Annotated in this window: 17 protein-coding genes; all 17 read left to right on the plus strand. The window is 61.0% G+C overall.

What is annotated here, in order from left to right:
- Positions 1-128 precede the first annotated feature (128 nt).
- The 17 genes from cbiE to urtE all read left to right on the plus strand — a co-directional run bounded on the left by cbiE (position 129) and on the right by urtE (position 18,253).
- On the plus strand, positions 129-1,340 hold the full coding sequence (gene cbiE, locus D8U18_RS14655) for a precorrin-6y C5,15-methyltransferase (decarboxylating) subunit CbiE (RefSeq protein WP_131107866.1): 1,212 nt from the start codon (positions 129-131) through the stop codon (positions 1,338-1,340).
- Entirely contained in the window at positions 1,333-2,430 is a 1,098-nt protein-coding gene (locus D8U18_RS14660; protein WP_056852447.1) for a cobalt-precorrin-5B (C(1))-methyltransferase, read from the plus strand. The genes cbiE and D8U18_RS14660 overlap by 8 nt, the downstream gene beginning before the upstream one ends.
- Positions 2,427-3,155, plus strand: a complete 729-nt coding sequence (locus tag D8U18_RS14665) for a cobalt-precorrin-6A reductase (protein ID WP_131107867.1) — start codon at positions 2,427-2,429, stop codon at positions 3,153-3,155. Before D8U18_RS14660 ends, D8U18_RS14665 begins: the two co-directional genes overlap by 4 nt.
- Positions 3,156-3,416: 261 nt before the next feature.
- A complete protein-coding gene (locus tag D8U18_RS14670) occupies positions 3,417-3,815 on the plus strand; it encodes a DUF2946 domain-containing protein (RefSeq protein WP_056852445.1) in 399 nt (132 codons plus the stop codon).
- Between the two features lie 48 nt (positions 3,816-3,863).
- Positions 3,864-4,343, plus strand: a complete 480-nt coding sequence (locus D8U18_RS14675; protein ID WP_056852444.1) for a copper chaperone PCu(A)C — start codon at positions 3,864-3,866, stop codon at positions 4,341-4,343.
- 21 nt (positions 4,344-4,364) lie between these two features.
- Positions 4,365-4,811: a DUF2946 domain-containing protein gene (locus tag D8U18_RS14680; protein WP_056852443.1), complete on the plus strand. Its 447-nt coding sequence runs from the start codon at positions 4,365-4,367 to the stop codon at positions 4,809-4,811.
- A gap of 83 nt (positions 4,812-4,894) precedes the next feature.
- A complete protein-coding gene (locus D8U18_RS14685; protein ID WP_131107868.1) occupies positions 4,895-7,012 on the plus strand; it encodes a TonB-dependent copper receptor in 2,118 nt (705 codons plus the stop codon).
- Positions 7,013-7,125: 113 nt separating this feature from the next.
- Positions 7,126-8,505 carry a PepSY domain-containing protein gene (locus D8U18_RS14690; protein ID WP_131107869.1) on the plus strand — a complete coding sequence of 460 codons (1,380 nt, stop codon included), beginning with the start codon at positions 7,126-7,128 and terminating at the stop codon, positions 8,503-8,505.
- Positions 8,506-8,707: 202 nt separating this feature from the next.
- Positions 8,708-9,496 carry an ABC transporter ATP-binding protein gene (locus tag D8U18_RS14695; RefSeq protein WP_131107870.1) on the plus strand — a complete coding sequence of 263 codons (789 nt, stop codon included), beginning with the start codon at positions 8,708-8,710 and terminating at the stop codon, positions 9,494-9,496.
- Complete coding sequence (locus tag D8U18_RS14700; RefSeq protein ID WP_131107871.1) at positions 9,493-10,443, plus strand: ABC transporter substrate-binding protein; 951 nt, start codon at positions 9,493-9,495, stop codon at positions 10,441-10,443. Before D8U18_RS14695 ends, D8U18_RS14700 begins: the two co-directional genes overlap by 4 nt.
- Entirely contained in the window at positions 10,440-11,450 is a 1,011-nt protein-coding gene (locus tag D8U18_RS14705; protein ID WP_130903999.1) for an iron ABC transporter permease, read from the plus strand. Before D8U18_RS14700 ends, D8U18_RS14705 begins: the two co-directional genes overlap by 4 nt.
- A gap of 198 nt (positions 11,451-11,648) precedes the next feature.
- Positions 11,649-12,071, plus strand: coding sequence for a hypothetical protein (locus D8U18_RS14710; RefSeq protein WP_056852437.1), 423 nt, complete (start codon positions 11,649-11,651; stop codon positions 12,069-12,071).
- Between the two features lie 324 nt (positions 12,072-12,395).
- A complete protein-coding gene (urtA, locus tag D8U18_RS14715) occupies positions 12,396-13,661 on the plus strand; it encodes an urea ABC transporter substrate-binding protein (RefSeq protein WP_131107872.1) in 1,266 nt (421 codons plus the stop codon).
- Positions 13,662-13,944: 283 nt separating this feature from the next.
- A complete protein-coding gene (gene urtB, locus D8U18_RS14725; protein WP_056852435.1) occupies positions 13,945-15,447 on the plus strand; it encodes an urea ABC transporter permease subunit UrtB in 1,503 nt (500 codons plus the stop codon).
- Positions 15,447-16,526: an urea ABC transporter permease subunit UrtC gene (urtC, locus tag D8U18_RS14730; RefSeq protein ID WP_131107873.1), complete on the plus strand. Its 1,080-nt coding sequence runs from the start codon at positions 15,447-15,449 to the stop codon at positions 16,524-16,526. The genes urtB and urtC overlap by 1 nt, the downstream gene beginning before the upstream one ends.
- On the plus strand, positions 16,523-17,392 hold the full coding sequence (urtD, locus tag D8U18_RS14735; protein WP_056852433.1) for an urea ABC transporter ATP-binding protein UrtD: 870 nt from the start codon (positions 16,523-16,525) through the stop codon (positions 17,390-17,392). Before urtC ends, urtD begins: the two co-directional genes overlap by 4 nt.
- A 162-nt stretch (positions 17,393-17,554) precedes the next feature.
- Positions 17,555-18,253, plus strand: a complete 699-nt coding sequence (gene urtE / locus D8U18_RS14745; protein ID WP_007945247.1) for an urea ABC transporter ATP-binding subunit UrtE — start codon at positions 17,555-17,557, stop codon at positions 18,251-18,253.
- Positions 18,254-18,259: the final 6 nt, after the last annotated feature.

The raw sequence follows: 18,259 nt of genomic DNA on the forward strand, positions 1-18,259 counted from the left end.
ACGCCAACCACGATTTCACCCGACAACCACAGGCGAATGACTTCCATACCGCGTTATCATGTGCGACCGCCAGCCGGACACGGACCGGCACCCTGATGTTTGGCGTCGATTGATAGGTGAGGAACAGCATGACCCCGTGGCTGACAGTGGTAGGCATCGCAGAGGATGGCTTCAAGGGGCTTGGCAAAAATGCCCGACACGCCCTGCTGAACGCTGCGCGGATCATCGGTGGGCAACGGCAACTGGATTTGCTGCCAGCCTGCGTCCGTGGGCAACGGCAACTGTGGCCAAGTCCATTCACACTTGAACCGGTATTGACCCGGCGTGGCGAACCGGTATGCGTCCTGGCCAGTGGCGATCCGATGTTCTTCGGCGTGGGCGCCAGTCTTGCACGACACGTGCCCTGCGAGGAAATGCTGACGCTACCGGCGCCCTCTTCCTGTTCGCTGGCCGCCGCCAGGATGGGCTGGCCGTTGCAGGAAGTGGTCACGCTGTCAGTGGTTGCCCGCCCGATCGCCGCACTCGGCGCACAGCTGTTCAACGGCGTGCGCTTGCTGGTGCTGAGCAACGATGGGCGCACCCCCGCCGCAGTCGCCGCGCTGCTGCGTGAACGAGGCTTTGGCCCGAGCCGTCTGACCGTGCTGGAACATTTGGGTGGCGAAGCCGAACGACGTATCGACGGCATCGCCAGCGACTGGGCCGACCCGGTCATCGCCGACTTGAACCTGATCGCGATCGACTGCCTTGCCGCCCCCTCCACACCCCGTCTGTCACGGCTGGCCGGCCTGCCAGACTCGGCCTTCAAGCACGACGGCCAGATCACCAAGCGCGATGTCCGGGCGATCACCCTCGCACGCCTGGCCCCGACGCCCGGCGAACTGCTATGGGATGTCGGCGCTGGCAGCGGCTCGATCGGCATCGAATGGATGCGTGCCCACCCGAGTTGTCGGGCACTGGCCATCGAGGCCGATGCAGGGCGGCAGCAATTGATCGAACATAACCGCGATGCCCTCGGTGTGCCTGGCCTGCAGCTGATTCGCGGCCATGCACCGCAAGCACTTCAAGACCTGGAACGTCCGGACGCGATTTTCATCGGTGGCGGCGTCACCCGCGAAGGCGTGCTGGACGCCTGTTGGGCCGCCCTCAAACCCGGTGGCCGGCTGATTGCCAATGCGGTCACATTGCAAAGTGAAATGACCCTGATGGCATGGCGTGAACAGCACGGCGGGGAACTGACGCGCATCCACATCGCGCAGGCGCAACCGCTGGGTGACTTCGATACCTGGCGTCAGGCCTTGCCGATTACTCTTCTGGACACGACGAAACCTCTCGATGCGTGACGAAACCGCCGAACAACCTGCCCCCCTGCGCAGTGGCCTGACCACTGGCAGTTGCGCCACAGCGACCAGTCTCGCGGCGGCTCGCCTGTTGCTCACCGGCGCGGCGGCGGACGCGGTACACATCATCTTGCCCAAGGGCAAACAAGTGCAGATGCGCCTGGAGTTCTGTCGGCTGACGAACGATAGCGCCGAAGCCGGCACGATCAAGGATGCTGGTGATGATCCCGACGTCACCCACGGTGCCTTGCTCTATTCCCAAGTGCGACTGCGCGCTGAGCCAGGTATTTGCTTCCTTGCCGGACACGGTGTCGGCACCGTCACCCGGCCCGGGCTGGTACTGGGCGTCGGTGAACCGGCGATCAATCCGGTGCCGCGCAAAATGATCAGCGATCACCTGACCCAACTCGCCGCAGAACACGGGTACAGCGGCGGCTTCGAGGTCACGGTGAATGTCGAAAACGGTGAAGCACTGGCATTGAAAACCATGAACCCGCGCCTGGGTATTCTCGGTGGCCTGTCGATTCTCGGCACCAGCGGCATTGTCCGGCCGTTTTCCTGCGCGGCTTACATCGCCTCGATTCACCAAGGCATCGATGTCGCCAAAACCAACGGTTACCTGCACATCGCCGCCTGCACCGGCAACGCCAGCGAAGACACCATGCGCCGGGTCTATGGCCTGCCGGAAATCGCCCTGATCGAAATGGGCGATTTCGTCGGCGCGGTGCTCAAGCATTTGCGCAAGGTGCCTGTGGATAAACTCAGCCTTTGTGGCGGCTTCGGCAAGATCAGCAAACTGGCCGCAGGGCACATGGACTTGCACAGTCGTCATTCGAGCATCGACTTGCCGCAGCTGGCCGAATGGGCCGCTGCAGTGGGTGCCGATGCAGCGTTGCAGCAAGGCATCCGTGATGCCAACACCAGTCAGCAGGCCTTGGCCATGGCCAGCGCCGCCGGTATCGCCCTCGGTGATGCGGTATGCCGTCACGCCCTGGCGTTTGCCCGTAGCGTGGTCCCTGCGCAGGTTCAGGTCGAAGTGTTCGCCATCGACCGCCAGGGCGGGATCGTCGGGCATGCGGGGGCTTTTCAATGAAACGAATGCTGTTGCTCGGTGGCGTGACCGAGGCCCTGGCCATTGCCCGAACCCTGGGGCCGCAGCACATCTATAGTCTGGCCGGCATCGGTCGCGTGCCGACGGATCTGCAATGTCAGGTTCGGGTCGGCGGTTACGGCGGTGCCGAAGGGTTGGCGCAATTCATTCGCGATGAAGGCATCGATCTGTTGCTGGACGCCACTCACCCCTACGCCGCACAAATCAGTCGGAACGCGGCAACTGCTGCACGTTCAAACGGTGTTCCCTGCTGGGCACTGCGGCGTCCGGCGTGGCAAGCACAGGCCGGTGATGACTGGCGGGAAGTCAGCGATTGGGCCGACTTGATCGAAGCCCTGAAACCGTTTCGCCGCCCGCTGTTCACCCTCGGCCGCGAACCGTTGCAGCACCTGGACGAAATTCCCCCGGAGCAATTCTGGACCCTGCGCGCCCTCGACGTTTATCCCGGCAACGAGCTCTGCGAAGTGATCGGTGCACGCGGCCCGTTCCTGATCGACGATGAGCGCGAGTTGTTCGAGCGTCGGCAGATCGACGTGCTGATCAGCAAGAACAGCGGCAGCACGGCGACCGAGCCGAAGCTGGACGTGGCGCGTGAGCGTGGGGTGCCGGTGCTGGTGTTGAAACGGCCGGTGTTGCCGGGGGTTGAGCGGGAGTTTGGTTCGGTGACGGAAGTGTTACAAGTATTGAGAATGCAGCAATTTACATAGGGACTCTGATTACCATAGGTCATCGTCGCGAGCAGGTACGCTCCCACAGGATTGCGTTGTCTGGTTTTTGAGTGGGTGTCCACTGAGGTCTAGAAAATCTGAACAAAGCTTAAGTGGCACTGGCATTTTGAATTCACGACTATCATGAACACTAAGAACGGTCGACGCTGCGACACCACACCGCACGCCGCTTTTTTACTTATCGGCCCTGATCAGGCTAAATAGCCCGCGCCTGATCGCTCACCCACCGGATTTTGTCCCATGTCCCGACAACGGCTCGCAATTGCCTGGATAGCCTGCTTCGCAGTGCTGTTCAACATGCTCGCCATGCCGATGTCCGGAGCGATGGCGCAGTCGGCGAAGTCACCCGCCGAACAATTGTTGTGGGGCAGCTTTTGCACATCGAGCGGCACCAAAATGGTGGCGATCTCCCTGGGCAAAATCGAACAAAAAGCCCCGCAAAACGACGATCATTCCAACATGCAGCACTGCTGGTGCTGCTCGGGCTCTGCTCCCTTGGTGGCGTTGCCCGGCCATGAACCGCGACTGTATTTCGCGCAGTTCGAGTCCAATCGAAGCCTGCCAGCGTCGTCGCTCAACACGCCGACACCGCGCCAGCAATGGCCAAGCCTCAATCCCCGTGCCTCCCCTCTGGTGTGATTTCTTCTCGCAATTGACCTGCGTTTCGAATCGTTCTGGAGAACTGCCATGTTGAACAAATTCATCGTTCTGGCCGCGTTGCTGCTGCCTGCCTGTTTTGCCAATGCCCACGAATACAAAGTTGGCGCCCTGGAAATCGCTCATCCCTGGTCGCAGGAACTGCCGCCCAATGCGCCAACCGTTGCCGCGTATTTCGTCATTCACAACGCGGGCAATACCGCCGACCGCTTGCTCAGCGTCGACTCGCCCCTTTCTGGCGAAGCGCAACTGCATGAACATGTGATGCAAAACGACCTGATGAAAATGCAACAGGTACCCAACGTGGATATCCCTGCTGGCGCCAACGTCACGTTTGCACCGATGGCCTACCACGTGATGCTGGTGAACTTGAAAGACCGTGGCCTGCTGGTCGATGGCAAGCGTTTCCCGTTGACCCTGCATTTCGAGAAGGCCGGTGACGTGACGGTTGAAGTGGCGGTGCAGAAGCAGCCACCCGAGGTCACGCACCAGCACGCGCACGCTCAGTAACCCGCTGAGCCGAATCCGTCCATGCGCACGTCAAGCGCCAGGTCATCCGCCCACCGCCATCAGCCTTCACGCCTGAGGAGCGGCAGCTGGATCAGCCTGTTCGCCATGCTGATGATCTTTATCGGTCCACTGATTTCTCAGTCGATGCCGATGGATCAGCGCGCCCCGATGTCGATGAACATGTCGATGGACATGAGCATGGACATGTCGGCGATGGAGCACGCCGACCACGGCACGCAACCACCGGCTGAACACTGCCCGCCAGCATCGGGGCACCATGCGATCTGGGAAAAATGCGGCTATTGCAGCCTGCTGTTCAATTGCCCGGCATTGACCGGCGGCGGATCCTTCGTCGCATTCAACATCCCGCCCGTCAACACGTTCACCATCCCCTCCCCACGCCTGGGCCATGCCCGGCAAACCTTTTTCCCCGGTGCCCGCACCCGCGCCCCGCCCATCGTCGCGTAAACAGCCACCTCTGATTTCACACGGTTGAGAAGACAGCTCTGGTTGTCCGCCGTGTCGTTTACGACTGCTCGATGGAAATTGCAATGTCCAGGTTTTCTGCTGACACACGCTTGAGCCCTGCCCAAGTGTCTTTTACCCCGAACGAATCCATGATTCGTTTCAGGCACGCCACCGCGATTCTGTGCGGAGCCTTGCTGACACCTTCGGTGTTGGCCGATGAACACCCAGGTCATACTGAAGAACTGAGCCCGACGGTCATCACCGCCATTGCCCCGAGTTCGCCGCTGACCATCGTCACCAATCCGAAAGACCCGCGGCAACCGGTGCCGGCCAGCGATGGTTCGGATTATCTGAAAACCATCCCGGGATTCGCCCAGGTTCGCAATGGCGGTACCAACGGCGATCCGGTGCTGCGTGGCATGTTCGGTTCGCGCCTGAACATTCTCACCAACGGCGGCATGATGCTTGGCGCTTGCCCAGGGCGGATGGACGCCCCCACCTCCTACATCTCACCGGAAACCTACGACAAGCTTACGGTCATCAAAGGCCCGCAGACCGTACTTTGGGGACCGGGGGCTTCGGCCGGCACCATCCTCTTCGATCGCGAACCGGAAAGCTTCGGCGAACTCGGCACGCGGGTTAACGCCAGTGTGCTGGCCGGCTCCAATGGCCGTTTCGATAAAGTGCTGGACGCCGCTGCTGGCGGGCCACTGGGCTACGTGCGGGTGATTGGCAACACCGCCCAGGCCGACGATTACAAGGACGGCAACAACGACACCGTCGCCTCGCGTTATGACAAATGGAACGGCGATGTCGCACTGGGCTGGACCCCGGACGCCGATACCCTGCTGGAGCTGACCGCAGGCAAGGGTGACGGCGAGGCCCGGTACGCCGGTCGCGGCATGGACGGTTCACAATTCAAGCGCGAAAGCCTGGGCCTGCGCTTCGAGAAATCCAACCTCAGCGACGTACTGGAAAAGCTCGAAGCCCAGGTCTATTACAACTACGCCGACCATGTGATGGACAACTACACCCTGCGCACGCCGTCCGGTACCGGGATGATGGCCGGACCAATGGCGTCCAATGTCGACCGCCGGACCCTCGGCGCGCGAATCAAGGGCACCTGGCGTTGGGCCGACGTGCAATTGATCAGTGGCATCGACGCGCAGACCAACGAACATCGCCAGCGCAGCGCCATGGGTGTCGACGCCTACAAGTACCTGCCCTACACCAAGGATGCCGACTTCCATAACTACGGGGTGTTCGGCGAATTGACCTGGTACGCCGCCGACCGTGACCGTTTGATCAGCGGTGCGCGCCTGGACCGCGCTTCGGCCAAGGATTACCGGCAGACCACCGGTTCAGGAATGATGACCCGGCCGAACCCGACTGCCGATGACACCCGCGCGGACACCCTGCCCAGCGGTTTCATCCGCTACGAACATGACTTGGCCGACAGCCCGACCACGCTGTATGCGGGCCTGGGGCACACCCAGCGGTTCCCGGATTACTGGGAGCTGTTTTCGCCCAAGTCCGGCCCCGCCGGTTCGGTGAATGCCTTCGACTCGATCAAACCGGAAAAGACCACCCAGCTCGACTTCGGCCTGCAATACAAGACCGAAGACCTCGAAGCCTGGGCTTCGGCTTATGTCGGTCAGGTGCACGACTACATCCTGTTCAACTACACCCCGACAATGATGGGCACGACCTCACAAGCCGAGAACATCGACGCGCGGATCATGGGTGGCGAATTGGGCGCCGCCTACAACTTCACCGAACACTGGAAAGCCGATGCGACCCTGGCCTACGCCTGGGGCAAGAACAGCAGCGATGGCAGTGCATTGCCGCAAATGCCGCCGCTGGATGCGCGTTTTGGCCTGACCTACAGCGAAGACAACTGGAGCGCCGGCGCACTGTGGAGAGTGGTCGCCGCGCAAAACCGTATCGACCAGAACAAAGGCAACGTGGTTGGCAAGGACTTCGACAAGACGCCGGGCTTCGGCGTGTTCTCCCTCAACGGCGCCTATCGGATCAACAGCCACTGGAAGGTCAGCAGCGGCATCGACAACCTGTTCGGCAAGGCGTACGCCGAACACTTGAACCTGGCCGGCAACGCCGGTTTCGGCTACCCGGCCAATGACCCGCAAGCCATCAAGGAGCCGGGGCGCACGCTCTGGACCAAGGTGGATATGAGCTTCTGAGAGCTTCGCGGGCAAGCCTCGCTCCTACAGCAGGAGCAAGGCTTGCCCGCGATCGGTTGTACAGCAACCGCAAAACAAACAACTAAAAGATCCAGCCAAGCGGAGCACACGTGATGAAACAGCCCAAAGTGAATTTCTACAACCTGGCCTGGCGCTGGCATTTCTATGCCGGATTGTTCGTTGCACCATTCATGGTAATGCTGGCGCTGACCGGCACGATTTATCTGTTCAAACCGCAGCTCGACTCGCTGATGTACAGCAGCCTGCTCAACGTCCCGGCCGGCCATCACACGATCCCGGCCGATGACTTGCTCAAACGCGTGAAAGACGCCTATCCACAAGCGACGATCAAGCAATACCTGCCACCGGTCAACGCCGAGCGCAGCGCCCAGTTTGTCGTGATCAAAGACGGCACCGAGCTGAATGTGTTCGTCGATCCGTACCATGGCGACATTCTTGGCGAACAGGACGCCAAGAAGAACCTGCAAGCCATTGCCCGGGCGATCCACGGCGAACTGATGATCGGTACCGTCGGTGACCGACTGGTGGAACTGGCTGCCGGGTGGGGCGTGGTGCTGGTGGTTTCCGGGGTGTTCCTGTGGTGGCCGCGCGGTCAGGCAGCGGGCATCTTGTGGCCGCGCCTCAGTAGTCGTGGCCGCGTGCTGTGGCGCGACTTGCACGCCGTCACCGGTTTCTGGGGCGCATCCCTGTTGTTGGTGATGCTGCTGAGCGGCATGACCTGGACCGGGTTCTGGGGCCAACAATATGCGGCCGTGTGGAACGTGTTTCCGGCGGCGATGTGGGACGACGTACCGAAATCCGACGTCGAAGCGCGCAGCCTCAACAGTGCCACGCGCCAGACTGTGCCCTGGGCCATGGAAAACACCCCGATGCCGATGTCCGGCGCTCACGCCGAACACATGGCCCACGGTGGTGCCCAGGCTGGCCCGGCGGCGCCGAGCATCAGCTTGCAAGACGTGCAGAACATCGCCACCCAAGGCAAGGTCGAACCGGGTTACAGCATCACCTTGCCGACGACCGCCACCGGTGTTTTCACCATCGCGGTGTTCGCCGACGACCCGCGCAATGACGCCACGCTGCACGTCGACCAGTACACCGGCAAGGTCCTCGCCGATGTGCGCTACGAGCATTACGGCGCTGTCGCTCGCGCCACAGAAATCGGCGTGATGCTGCACGAAGGCAAGATGTTCGGTGTGGTCAACCAGATCATCGTGCTGCTGATCTGCCTGATGATCCTGCTCAGCGCCGTCAGCGGGGTGGTGATCTGGTGGAAGCGTCGCCCGCAAGGCAAGCTCGGTGTGCCGCCGCTGCGTCATGATCTGCCGAAGTGGAAAACCGCGATGGTCATCATGTTCGCATTGGCGGTGGCATTTCCGCTGGTGGGCGCTTCGCTGGTGGCGGTCTGGTTGCTCGATCGCCTGGTGCTGTCGCGCTTCATCCGGGAAACTGAAAGCGCCTCATCTTCATCGTGAGTCAGGCGAGATGCGCGGGAGCCTTGGCCCTGTAAACTGCCCGCGCGTCATCCTGGCAACTCAGGGTTACTTGCTGGCCTCATCGCGGGCAAGCCCGCTCCCACAGGGTCCATGTCTTACGCAATTTTTGTGATCGACATAACACCTGTGGGAGCTGGCTTGCCAGCGAAGGGTCCGTTCGCTTCACCTAAAGAGTCACTGCATGACTTCGCTGAACCTCACAAATATTTCCTGGTCTCCCCTTGGCCACGGCCATTGTCATCACCAGTTCCAGCTGCGTGATGCCTCGCTGCGCGTGGCCGCCGGTGAGTTTGTCGGGTTGATCGGCCCTAACGGCAGTGGCAAGACCAGCCTGTTGCGTTGTGCGTGGCGCTTCAGCAAACCGCAAAGCGGCGAGGTCGGGCTCGGCCATCACAACGTCTGGAAGCAATCCTCGCGCTGGTGCGCGCAACGCATCGCCGTGGTGCTGCAGGAGTTTCCCGATGCCTTCGGGCTGACCGTCGAAGAAGTCGTCGCCATGGGGCGCACGCCGCACAAAGGCCTGTTCGATGGCGACAATGTCGAGGATCGAAACCTCGCCCTCCACGCTCTGGAATCAGTTGGCCTCAAGGGCTTCGAAGACCATGCGTTTACCACCCTGTCCGGCGGTGAAAAGCAGCGGGTGATCCTGGCCCGCGCGTTGGCCCAGCAACCGCAACTGCTGATCCTCGACGAGCCGACCAATCACCTTGATCCGCGCTATCAGCTGGAGCTGTTGCAGTTGGTCAAGCGCTTGAAGATCGGCACCCTGGCGAGCATCCATGACCTGAATCTGGCCGCGGCGTTCTGCGATCGGCTGTACGTGATCGATCACGGCCGCATCGTCGCTTGCGGCACACCGAAAGAAGTCCTCAACGCCGCGTTGTTGCGTAACGTGTTCGGCGTCGAAGCGTTGATCGATGAACATCCCTTGCACGGCTACCCCCGTATTACCTGGATAACCCAACCATGAATCTGCTGCGTTCCAGTCTTTACCTCGCGGTGTTGCTGGGCAGCGCCCAGGCGTATGCCGAGCCCACGCATTACCCGTTGACGGTGCAGAGCTGCAATCGTCAAGTGACCTTCCAGCAGGCGCCGAAACACGCGGTCAGCCACGACATCAACATGACCCAAATGATGCTCGCCCTTGGCCTCAAGCCACAGATGGTCGGGTACAGCGGCGTCAGTGGCTGGAAAGCGGTGACGCCACAGATGCAGAGCATCCTCGACGGCTTGCCGGAGCTGGCGGCCAAGTACCCGTCGGTGGAAACCCTGCTCAACGCCAATGTCGATTTCTTCTTCGCCGGTTGGGATTACGGCATGCGTGTCGGCGGTGACCTCACGCCGCAAACCCTGCAACCGTTGGGCATCAATGTCTACGAACTGACCGAGTCCTGCGCATTCGTGATGAAGCGTCCACCGGCCAGCCTCGAAGACACGTACAACGACCTGCGCAACCTCGGCAGGATTTTCGACGTGCAGGATCGCGCCGATGCCGTGATCAGTGAAATGCAGGCGCAAGTCAGCAGGATTCGCAAGGGTCTGCCCGCCGATAAGCCCAGGGTCTTTCTCTATGACAGCGGTGAAGACCGGGCCATGACGTCCGGTCGCCTGGGCATGCCGCAAGCGCTGATCGATGCCGCCGGCGGGCAAAACATTCTCGCCGATGTCGACGCGAGCTGGACTCGGGTCAACTGGGAGAACGTGGTTGAGCGCAACCCGCAGGTGATCGTGATCGTCGACTATGGCGAAGTCACCGCCGAACAGAAGATTGAATTCCTGCGCAGCAACAAGGCGCTGCAATCGGTGGACGCGATCAAGCACCAACGCTTCATCGTCATTCCCTACGTGCAGGCCACGCCGGGGATCGACAACGTCCTGGCGGTGGAAACCCTGGCCAAGGGTTTGCACGGCACATGATCAATCGTCGCTACGCCTTGTTGCTGATGGCCCTTGGCGCGCTGCTGCTGGTGTCGTGCGTGGTATCGCTGGGATTCGGCCCGGCGCGGGTGCCGGTGGACGTGGTCTGGCGGATTCTCCTGCACAAGTTGTTCGGCGTTGGTGTGCAGGAGTGGAGCGCCGGGCAGGCACATATCGTCTGGCTGATCCGCGTACCGCGCATGTTGCTCGGTGCGCTTGTCGGCGCCGGGTTGGCGCTGGTCGGCGCGGTGCTGCAAGCGGCGACCCGCAATCCGCTGGCCGATCCGCATCTGCTGGGGGTCACCTCCGGCGCAACCCTGGGCGCGGTGATCGTGATGTTGCATGTCGGTGAAATCGTTGGCTTGCTGACCTTGCCGATTGCAGCATTCATCGGTGCATTGTTGAGCATGCTGGTGGTGCTGATGATCGCCAGCCGCCACGGTCGACTCGAAAGTGAACGCCTGCTGCTGTGCGGCGTGGCGGTGTCGTTCGTGATGATGGCGGTGGCCAACTTGCTGCTGTTCATGGGCGACCATCGCGCCAGTTCGGCGGTGATGTTCTGGATGCTCGGTGGTCTCGGGCTGGCGCGCTGGGAATTGCTCGCGGTGCCCGCCGCCAGCGTGTTGATTGGGTTGGTGCTGCTGCTGGGCATGGCTCGACCGCTCAATGCGTTGATGGCCGGCGAGCAGACTGCCGTGACGCTGGGATTGAATGCGCGATCCGAGAGGTTGCGAGTGTTCGTGATCGCTTCGCTGATGACCGGGGTGCTGGTGTCGATCAGCGGCTCCATTGGTTTTGTCGGGTTGATGGTGCCGCATATTGCGCGGCGACTGGTCGGCGCGGAACACCGTAGATTGCTGCCGGTGTGCGTACTGCTCGGCAGCGTGTTTCTGGTATGGGTCGACGTCGCCGCCCGGACGCTGATCGCGCCCGAAGACTTGCCCATCGGCGTGGCCACCGCCGCGATTGGCGGCTTGTTTTTCATCGGTTTGATGCGACGTCGTTAACATCATGTTTAATTAAAACAAACTAAAAACCACATGGAGGTCTGGAAAAGTCTCGTATTGAGTTGGCACTTAACAAATCCATGACCACGCTCATACTCCGCTCCAGCAAGTTACATAATAAAAAACTTGCGCACATTAATGACGATTATTCCTACACCTTAACCGTCATAATTCTTACAGGAGCGGAAAGAGGTAACCATGTTCAAAAAACTCATCATAGCCATCGCACTTGTTTCAACGCCTGCATGGGCAGCCAAGCCACCCTTTACTGGCGTTGACTACAGCGGCCGATATCAATGTACCGGAATGGACAGTCATATCGGCCCGTTTGAAGGGGTTGTCGACATGAAACTCAATGCCGAACAAAGTACCGGCGAACATGGCGCCTACGGTTTTACCCTGACATTGCCCGACAACTCGCGGTATGACGGGTTTGCCGCCGCCAACTTGAATTCCCTGGCGATTTACTTTGCCCATACCGACCCGTCGCTCAAGGACTACGGTGTCGGGATAGCAAACATCGCGTCCACGCCTGACGGGAAAACTTCATTCACCAAGTACTACTACGGCCCGGAGTACGAAGGTGGCGGACATGGTTTTGAAACCTGCATCAAAAGCTGACACTCGTCGCTTACAAAACTGATACCCACTGTTGAATCCTGCTCGCGGTGGCGATCTTTCAGCCAGCGCAGATGTTGTCTGATCTACCGCTATCGCGAGCAGGCTCGCGCCTACAGTTTGATCGGCACGGCTCGCCCCAATCTGGCGCGGCCACCTGCACCAGCGCGCCAACAGCGTTCTCTCATGGTGCATCCCGCCAACGCTCAATCGCTCTAAACCGACATTTTCCTACCTTTGCCCGACCGGGCACAGCCCTTGCTAAAGACCCTTCAGTAGTCCGCATCTGCCACCCAAGAAAATTCATAAGTTCATGGAGATCGCACAATGAAGCGTCGCAGTTTGATCAAGGCTTTCACACTTTCGGCAAGCATTGCCGCGATGGGCATGGCCTGGACGGTCCAGGCCGCCGAGACCATCAAGGTCGGTATTCTGCATTCGTTGTCCGGCACCATGGCGATCTCCGAAACGTCGCTCAAAGACATGGCGCTGATGACCATCGACGAGATCAATGCCAAGGGCGGCGTGAACGGCAAGATGCTGGAGCCGGTGGTCGTGGACCCTGCGTCCAACTGGCCGCTGTTCGCCGAAAAGGGCCGCCAGCTGCTGACCCAGGACAAGGTCGCCGTGGTGTTCGGTTGCTGGACTTCGGTGTCGCGCAAATCGGTACTGCCGGTGTTCGAAGAGCTCAATGGCCTGCTGTTCTATCCGGTGCAGTACGAAGGCGAAGAGATGTCGCCGAACGTGTTCTACACCGGCGCCGCGCCGAACCAGCAAGCGATCCCCGCCGTTGAATATTTGATGAGTGAAGAAGGCGGCAGCGCCAAGCGTTACTTCCTGCTCGGCACTGACTACGTCTACCCGCGCACCACCAACAAAATCCTGCGTTCGTTCCTGCACTCCAAAGGTGTGGCCGACAAGGACATCGAAGAGGTCTACACCCCGTTCGGTCACAGCGACTATCAAACCATCGTCGCCAACATCAAGAAGTTCTCGGCCGGCGGCAAGACGGCGGTCATCTCCACCGTCAACGGTGACTCCAACGTGCCGTTCTACAAAGAACTGGCCAACCAGGGGCTCAAAGCCACCGACGTTCCAGTCGTGGCGTTCTCGGTGGGCGAAGAAGAACTGCGCGGCATCGACACCAAACCGCTGGTGGGCAACCTCGCGGCGTGGAACTACTTCGAGTCGGTCGAGAACCCGCAGAACAAGAAATTCGTCGCCGACTGGAAAGCCTACGCCAAGAAACACAACCTGCCGGGCGCCGACAAAGCGGTGACCAACGACCCGATGGAAGCCACCTACGTCGGCATCCACATGTGGGCGCAAGCCGCCGAGAAAGCCAAGTCCACCGACGTCGACAAAGTCCGCGAAGCCCTGGCCGGCCAGACCTTCGCCGCGCCGTCCGGCTACACCCTGACCATGGACAAGACCAACCACCACCTGCACAAGCCGGTGATGATCGGCGAGATCCAGGCCGACGGTCAGTTCAACGTCGTATGGCAGACCGAAGGCCCGATTCGCGCCCAGCCGTGGAGCCCGTTCATTCCGGGCAACGACAAGAAGCCGGAGTATGCGGTGAAGAGCAACTGAGTTATCCCGCTCAACCTGATCGTTCCCACGCTCTGCGTGGGAATGCCTCAACGGACGCTCTGCGTCCGCTTCAGGGACGCGGAGCGTCCCGGGCTGCATTCCCACGCGGAGCGTGGGAACGATCAAAACCAACCCCCAGTGGGAGCGGTTTTTGTGGCGAGGGAGCTTGCTCCCGTTGGACTGCGCAGCAGTCCTTTTTTGGGGCCGCTTCGCGTCCCAGCGGGAGCAAGCTCCCTCGCCACAAGAGCCAGCCTTCACATTAGTCCGAGCAAGGCGACTCTCTATGCCCACTGCCCTCTACCGCTTTCTCCTCGCCCTCGCGTTGTTGCTGCCGATGGCCACTCACGCCGGCGACGCCGAAGACTTCGTCGCCGCCAATCCCGTGCAGCAAGCCAAGTTGCTCGAAGCCTGGGCCGCGCAGCCCGATCCGGTCCGCGTCGAGCTGATCAATGCCCTGCAACAAGGCGTATTGACCGTCGACGGCCAACCGAAAACCTTGCGCCTGAACAATCGCTTGCGGGGGTTGATCGACACCGCCCTGGCCAGCCATCAGTTGCTCGCCGCCGACGCCAGACTGCGTCTGGCCGCTGCACAGCAACTACAGAAAAGCGCCAAACCGGCGCAGTTGAAATTCCTCGACCAGCAGCTTGCTGGCGAACAGGACGAAAGCGTCCATGCCGCACTGAGCCTTGCCCTGGCCAACCTGCAATTGGTCGATGCCGACCCGGCTGTGCGGCTGGCCGCTGTGCGCCTGCTCGGTGAAACCGGTGACCCGCTGGCCCGCACCCGGCTCGAAGGCTTGCTCGATCCCGCCGTTGAAACCGATGCCACTGTACGCACAGCGGCCGAAACCAGCCTGGCCCAGGTCAAACGCAAACTGCTGATCGGCGAGCTTGTGGGCCAGGCCTTCAGCGGCATGTCGCTGGGTTCGATTCTGCTGCTCGCGGCGTTGGGCCTGGCGATCACCTTCGGCCTGCTCGGCGTGATCAACATGGCCCACGGCGAAATGCTGATGCTCGGTGCCTACTCGACCTATGTCGTGCAATTGATGTTCCAGCGCTACGCGCCGCAGGCCATTGAGTTCTATCCACTGATCGCCTTGCCCGTGGCCTTTTTTGTCACCGCCGCCATCGGCATGGCGCTGGAGCGTACGGTGATTCGCCACCTCTATGGCCGCCCACTGGAGACCCTGCTCGCCACCTGGGGCATCAGCCTGATGCTGATTCAACTGGTGCGTCTGGTGTTCGGCGCGCAGAACGTTGAAGTGGCCAACCCCGCATGGCTGTCGGGCGGCATTCAAGTGCTGCCCAATCTGGTGCTGCCGTACAACCGCATCGTCATCATCGCGTTCGCCCTGTTTGTGGTGGTGCTGACCTGGCTGCTGCTGAACAAGACACGCCTGGGCCTGAACGTGCGCGCCGTCACCCAGAACCGCAACATGGCGGCCTGTTGCGGCGTGCCCACCGGACGCGTAGACATGCTCGCCTTCGGCCTCGGTTCGGGCATTGCCGGTCTGGGTGGCGTTGCGCTGAGCCAGATCGGCAACGTCGGCCCGGATCTGGGCCAGAGCTACATCATCGACTCGTTCCTGGTGGTGGTGCTCGGCGGCGTCGGGCAATTGGCCGGCAGCGTGTTCGCCGCGTTTGGCCTGGGGATCGCCAACAAGATTCTCGAACCGCAGATCGGCGCCGTGCTCGGCAAGATCCTCATCCTCGCGCTGATCATTCTGTTCATCCAGAAACGTCCGCAAGGTCTCTTTGCACTGAAAGGACGGGTAATCGACTGATGAACCAGCCTCTGATTGTCACGGCTACCCAAAAGGCCGGCCCGAAAGTCACGATCGCTGTCGGCGCGGTGATCCTCGCCCTGCTGCTGGCATTGCCGCTGCTGTCGTTGCTACCGGTGGACAGCACGTTGCATGTATCCGCCTACACGCTGACGCTGGTGGGCAAGATTCTCTGCTACGCCATCGTTGCCCTGGCGCTGGACCTGGTCTGGGGTTACGCCGGCCTGCTGTCCCTGGGCCATGGTCTGTTCTTCGCCCTCGGCGGTTACGCGATGGGCATGTACCTGATGCGCCAGGCCTCGGGAGATGGCTTGCCGGCGTTCATGACGTTCCTGTCGTGGACCGAATTGCCGTGGTACTGGACCGGCACCAGCAGCTTCCTCTGGGCCATGTGTCTGGTGGTGCTGGCGCCGGGTCTGCTGGCGCTGGTGTTCGGCTTTTTCGCCTTCCGTTCGCGGATCAAGGGCGTGTATTTCTCGATCATGACCCAGGCCCTGACCTTCGCCGGGATGCTGCTGTTTTTCCGCAACGAAACCGGCTTCGGTGGCAACAACGGCTTCACCAACTTCCGCACGATTCTCGGCTTCGGCATTACTGAACCCGGCACCCGCGCCGTGCTGTTTTTCGCCACGGTGCTGTTGCTGGTGGCGAGCCTGTACATCGGCTGGCGGCTGGCGCAAAGCAAGTTCGGCCGAGTGCTGACCGCGCTGCGCGATGCGGAGAATCGCTTGATGTTCTGTGGCTACGATCCGCGTGGTTTCAAGTTGTTCGTGTGGGTGTTGAGCGCTGTGCTATGCGGTTTGGCCGGCGCGTTGTATGTGCCGCAAGTCGGCATCATCAACCCGAGTGAAATGTCGCCGACCAACTCGATTGAAGCGGCGGTGTGGGTGGCCCTCGGCGGTCGTGGCACCTTGATCGGTCCGTTGCTCGGTGCCGGCGTGGTCAACGGCATGAAGAGCTGGTTCACCGTGGCGTTCCCCGAGTACTGGCTGTTCTTCCTCGGTGCGCTGTTCATTGTCGTGACCTTGTATTTGCCCAAAGGCGTGATCGGTTTGCTGAAAAAGAGAGGTGAGCAATGAGAGTCACTGCGACGGCGCAATTCATGCTCGAACCCGCGTTTTTCCCCGTGGAGCCCAACAAGGACGCCGGCACCAGCCGCGACACCATCGGCCTTGGTCAACGCGCCGGCAAGGGCCTGAACACCCGCCACGGCACCATCCTGACCCTGGAAGACATCAGCGTCAGCTTCGATGGCTTCAAGGCCCTGAACGATCTGAACCTGTACATCGGCGTCGGCGAACTGCGCTGCATCATCGGCCCCAACGGCGCGGGCAAGACCACGTTGATGGACGTGATCACCGGCAAGACCAGGCCCAGCCACGGCAAGGCCTGGTTTGGCGAAACCCTGGACCTGACACAGATGAGCGAAGTGCAGATCGCCCAGGCCGGTATCGGCCGCAAGTTCCAGAAGCCCACAGTGTTCGAGGCCCTGAGCGTTTTTGAAAATCTTGAGTTGGCGCAGAAAACCGACAAGTCGGTGTGGGCCAGCCTGCGGGCGCGGCTCAATGGTGAGCAAAAGGATCGCATCGCCGAAGTGCTCGACACGATTCGCCTGACCGCGTCGGTCAATCGCCCCGCCGGGTTGCTGTCACACGGGCAAAAGCAGTTTCTGGAGATCGGCATGTTGCTGATGCAGGACCCACAACTGCTGCTGCTCGACGAACCGGTTGCCGGCATGACCGACGCCGAAACCGAATTCACCGCCGAGCTGTTCAAGACCCTGGCCGGCAAGCATTCGCTGATGGTGGTGGAACACGATATGGGCTTCGTCGGCTCGATTGCCGACCACGTCACCGTGTTGCATCAGGGCAGCGTGTTGGCCGAAGGGTCGCTTGCGCAGGTGCAGGACAACGAGCGGGTGATCGAGGTCTACCTCGGTCGCTGATTTTGCGAATTGATCGTTCCCATGCTCCGCGTGGGAATGCCGCCTGGGACGCTCCGCGTCCCGCTGACAATGCAGGGCTCAAGTCCTGCGCATGGTGACGCTGAGCGTCACGGAATGCATTCCCACGCAGAGCGTGGGAACGATCACGGGGAGAACATGGACATGCTACAAGTCGACAAGCTGCACCAATATTATGGCGGTAGCCACATCCTGCGCGGCCTGACGTTTGAGGTGAAGGTCGGTGAAGTCACCTGCCTGCTCGGGCGTAACGGCGTGGGCAAGACCACGTTGCTCAAATGCCTGATGGGGCTGCTGCCGGCCAAGGAAGGTGCGGTCAATTGGGAAGGTAAACCGATCACCGCCTTCAAGCCGCACCAACGGGTGCACGCCGGCATCGCCTACGTGCCGCAAGGCCGGGAAATCTTCGGCCGCCTGACCGTGGAAGAAAACCTGTTGATGGGTCTTTCACGCTTTCCAGGCAGTGAAGCGAAAGAAGTCCCGGCGTTCATCTACGAATTGTTCCCGGTGCTGCTGCAGATGAAGCAACGCCGCGGTGGCGACCTTTCCGGTGGTCAGCAACAGCAACTGGCCATTGGTCGCGCACTGGCCAGCCGCCCACGCCTGCTGATCCTCGATGAGCCCACCGAAGGCATCCAGCCCTCGGTGATCAAGGAGATCGGCGCAGTGATCAAGAAACTCGCTGCCCGTGGCGACATGGCCATTCTGCTGGTGGAGCAGTTCTACGATTTCGCCGCCGAACTGGCCGATCAATACCTGGTGATGTCCCGGGGCGAAATCGTGCAACAGGGTCGCGGCGAGAACATGGAAGCGGAAGGCGTGCGCGGACTGGTCACGATCTGAGTCATT

The sequence above is a fragment of the Pseudomonas sp. Sample_10 genome, from assembly GCF_004321495.1.
GTDB lineage: Bacteria > Pseudomonadota > Gammaproteobacteria > Pseudomonadales > Pseudomonadaceae > Aquipseudomonas.

Bases quoted from the DNA above. Each gene is read 5' to 3' on its own strand.
- cbiE (WP_131107866.1), top strand. From the start codon at position 129: ATGACCCCGTGGCTGACAGTGGTAGGCATCGCAGAGGATGGCTTCAAG.
- D8U18_RS14660 (WP_056852447.1), top strand. From the start codon at position 1,333: ATGCGTGACGAAACCGCCGAACAACCTGCCCCCCTGCGCAGTGGCCTG.
- D8U18_RS14665 (WP_131107867.1), top strand. From the start codon at position 2,427: ATGAAACGAATGCTGTTGCTCGGTGGCGTGACCGAGGCCCTGGCCATT.
- D8U18_RS14670 (WP_056852445.1), top strand. From the start codon at position 3,417: ATGTCCCGACAACGGCTCGCAATTGCCTGGATAGCCTGCTTCGCAGTG.
- D8U18_RS14675 (WP_056852444.1), top strand. From the start codon at position 3,864: ATGTTGAACAAATTCATCGTTCTGGCCGCGTTGCTGCTGCCTGCCTGT.
- D8U18_RS14680 (WP_056852443.1), top strand. From the start codon at position 4,365: ATGCGCACGTCAAGCGCCAGGTCATCCGCCCACCGCCATCAGCCTTCA.
- D8U18_RS14685 (WP_131107868.1), top strand. From the start codon at position 4,895: ATGTCCAGGTTTTCTGCTGACACACGCTTGAGCCCTGCCCAAGTGTCT.
- D8U18_RS14690 (WP_131107869.1), top strand. From the start codon at position 7,126: ATGAAACAGCCCAAAGTGAATTTCTACAACCTGGCCTGGCGCTGGCAT.
- D8U18_RS14695 (WP_131107870.1), top strand. From the start codon at position 8,708: ATGACTTCGCTGAACCTCACAAATATTTCCTGGTCTCCCCTTGGCCAC.
- D8U18_RS14700 (WP_131107871.1), top strand. From the start codon at position 9,493: ATGAATCTGCTGCGTTCCAGTCTTTACCTCGCGGTGTTGCTGGGCAGC.
- D8U18_RS14705 (WP_130903999.1), top strand. From the start codon at position 10,440: ATGATCAATCGTCGCTACGCCTTGTTGCTGATGGCCCTTGGCGCGCTG.
- D8U18_RS14710 (WP_056852437.1), top strand. From the start codon at position 11,649: ATGTTCAAAAAACTCATCATAGCCATCGCACTTGTTTCAACGCCTGCA.
- urtA (WP_131107872.1), top strand. From the start codon at position 12,396: ATGAAGCGTCGCAGTTTGATCAAGGCTTTCACACTTTCGGCAAGCATT.
- urtB (WP_056852435.1), top strand. From the start codon at position 13,945: ATGCCCACTGCCCTCTACCGCTTTCTCCTCGCCCTCGCGTTGTTGCTG.
- urtC (WP_131107873.1), top strand. From the start codon at position 15,447: ATGAACCAGCCTCTGATTGTCACGGCTACCCAAAAGGCCGGCCCGAAA.
- urtD (WP_056852433.1), top strand. From the start codon at position 16,523: ATGAGAGTCACTGCGACGGCGCAATTCATGCTCGAACCCGCGTTTTTC.
- urtE (WP_007945247.1), top strand. From the start codon at position 17,555: ATGCTACAAGTCGACAAGCTGCACCAATATTATGGCGGTAGCCACATC.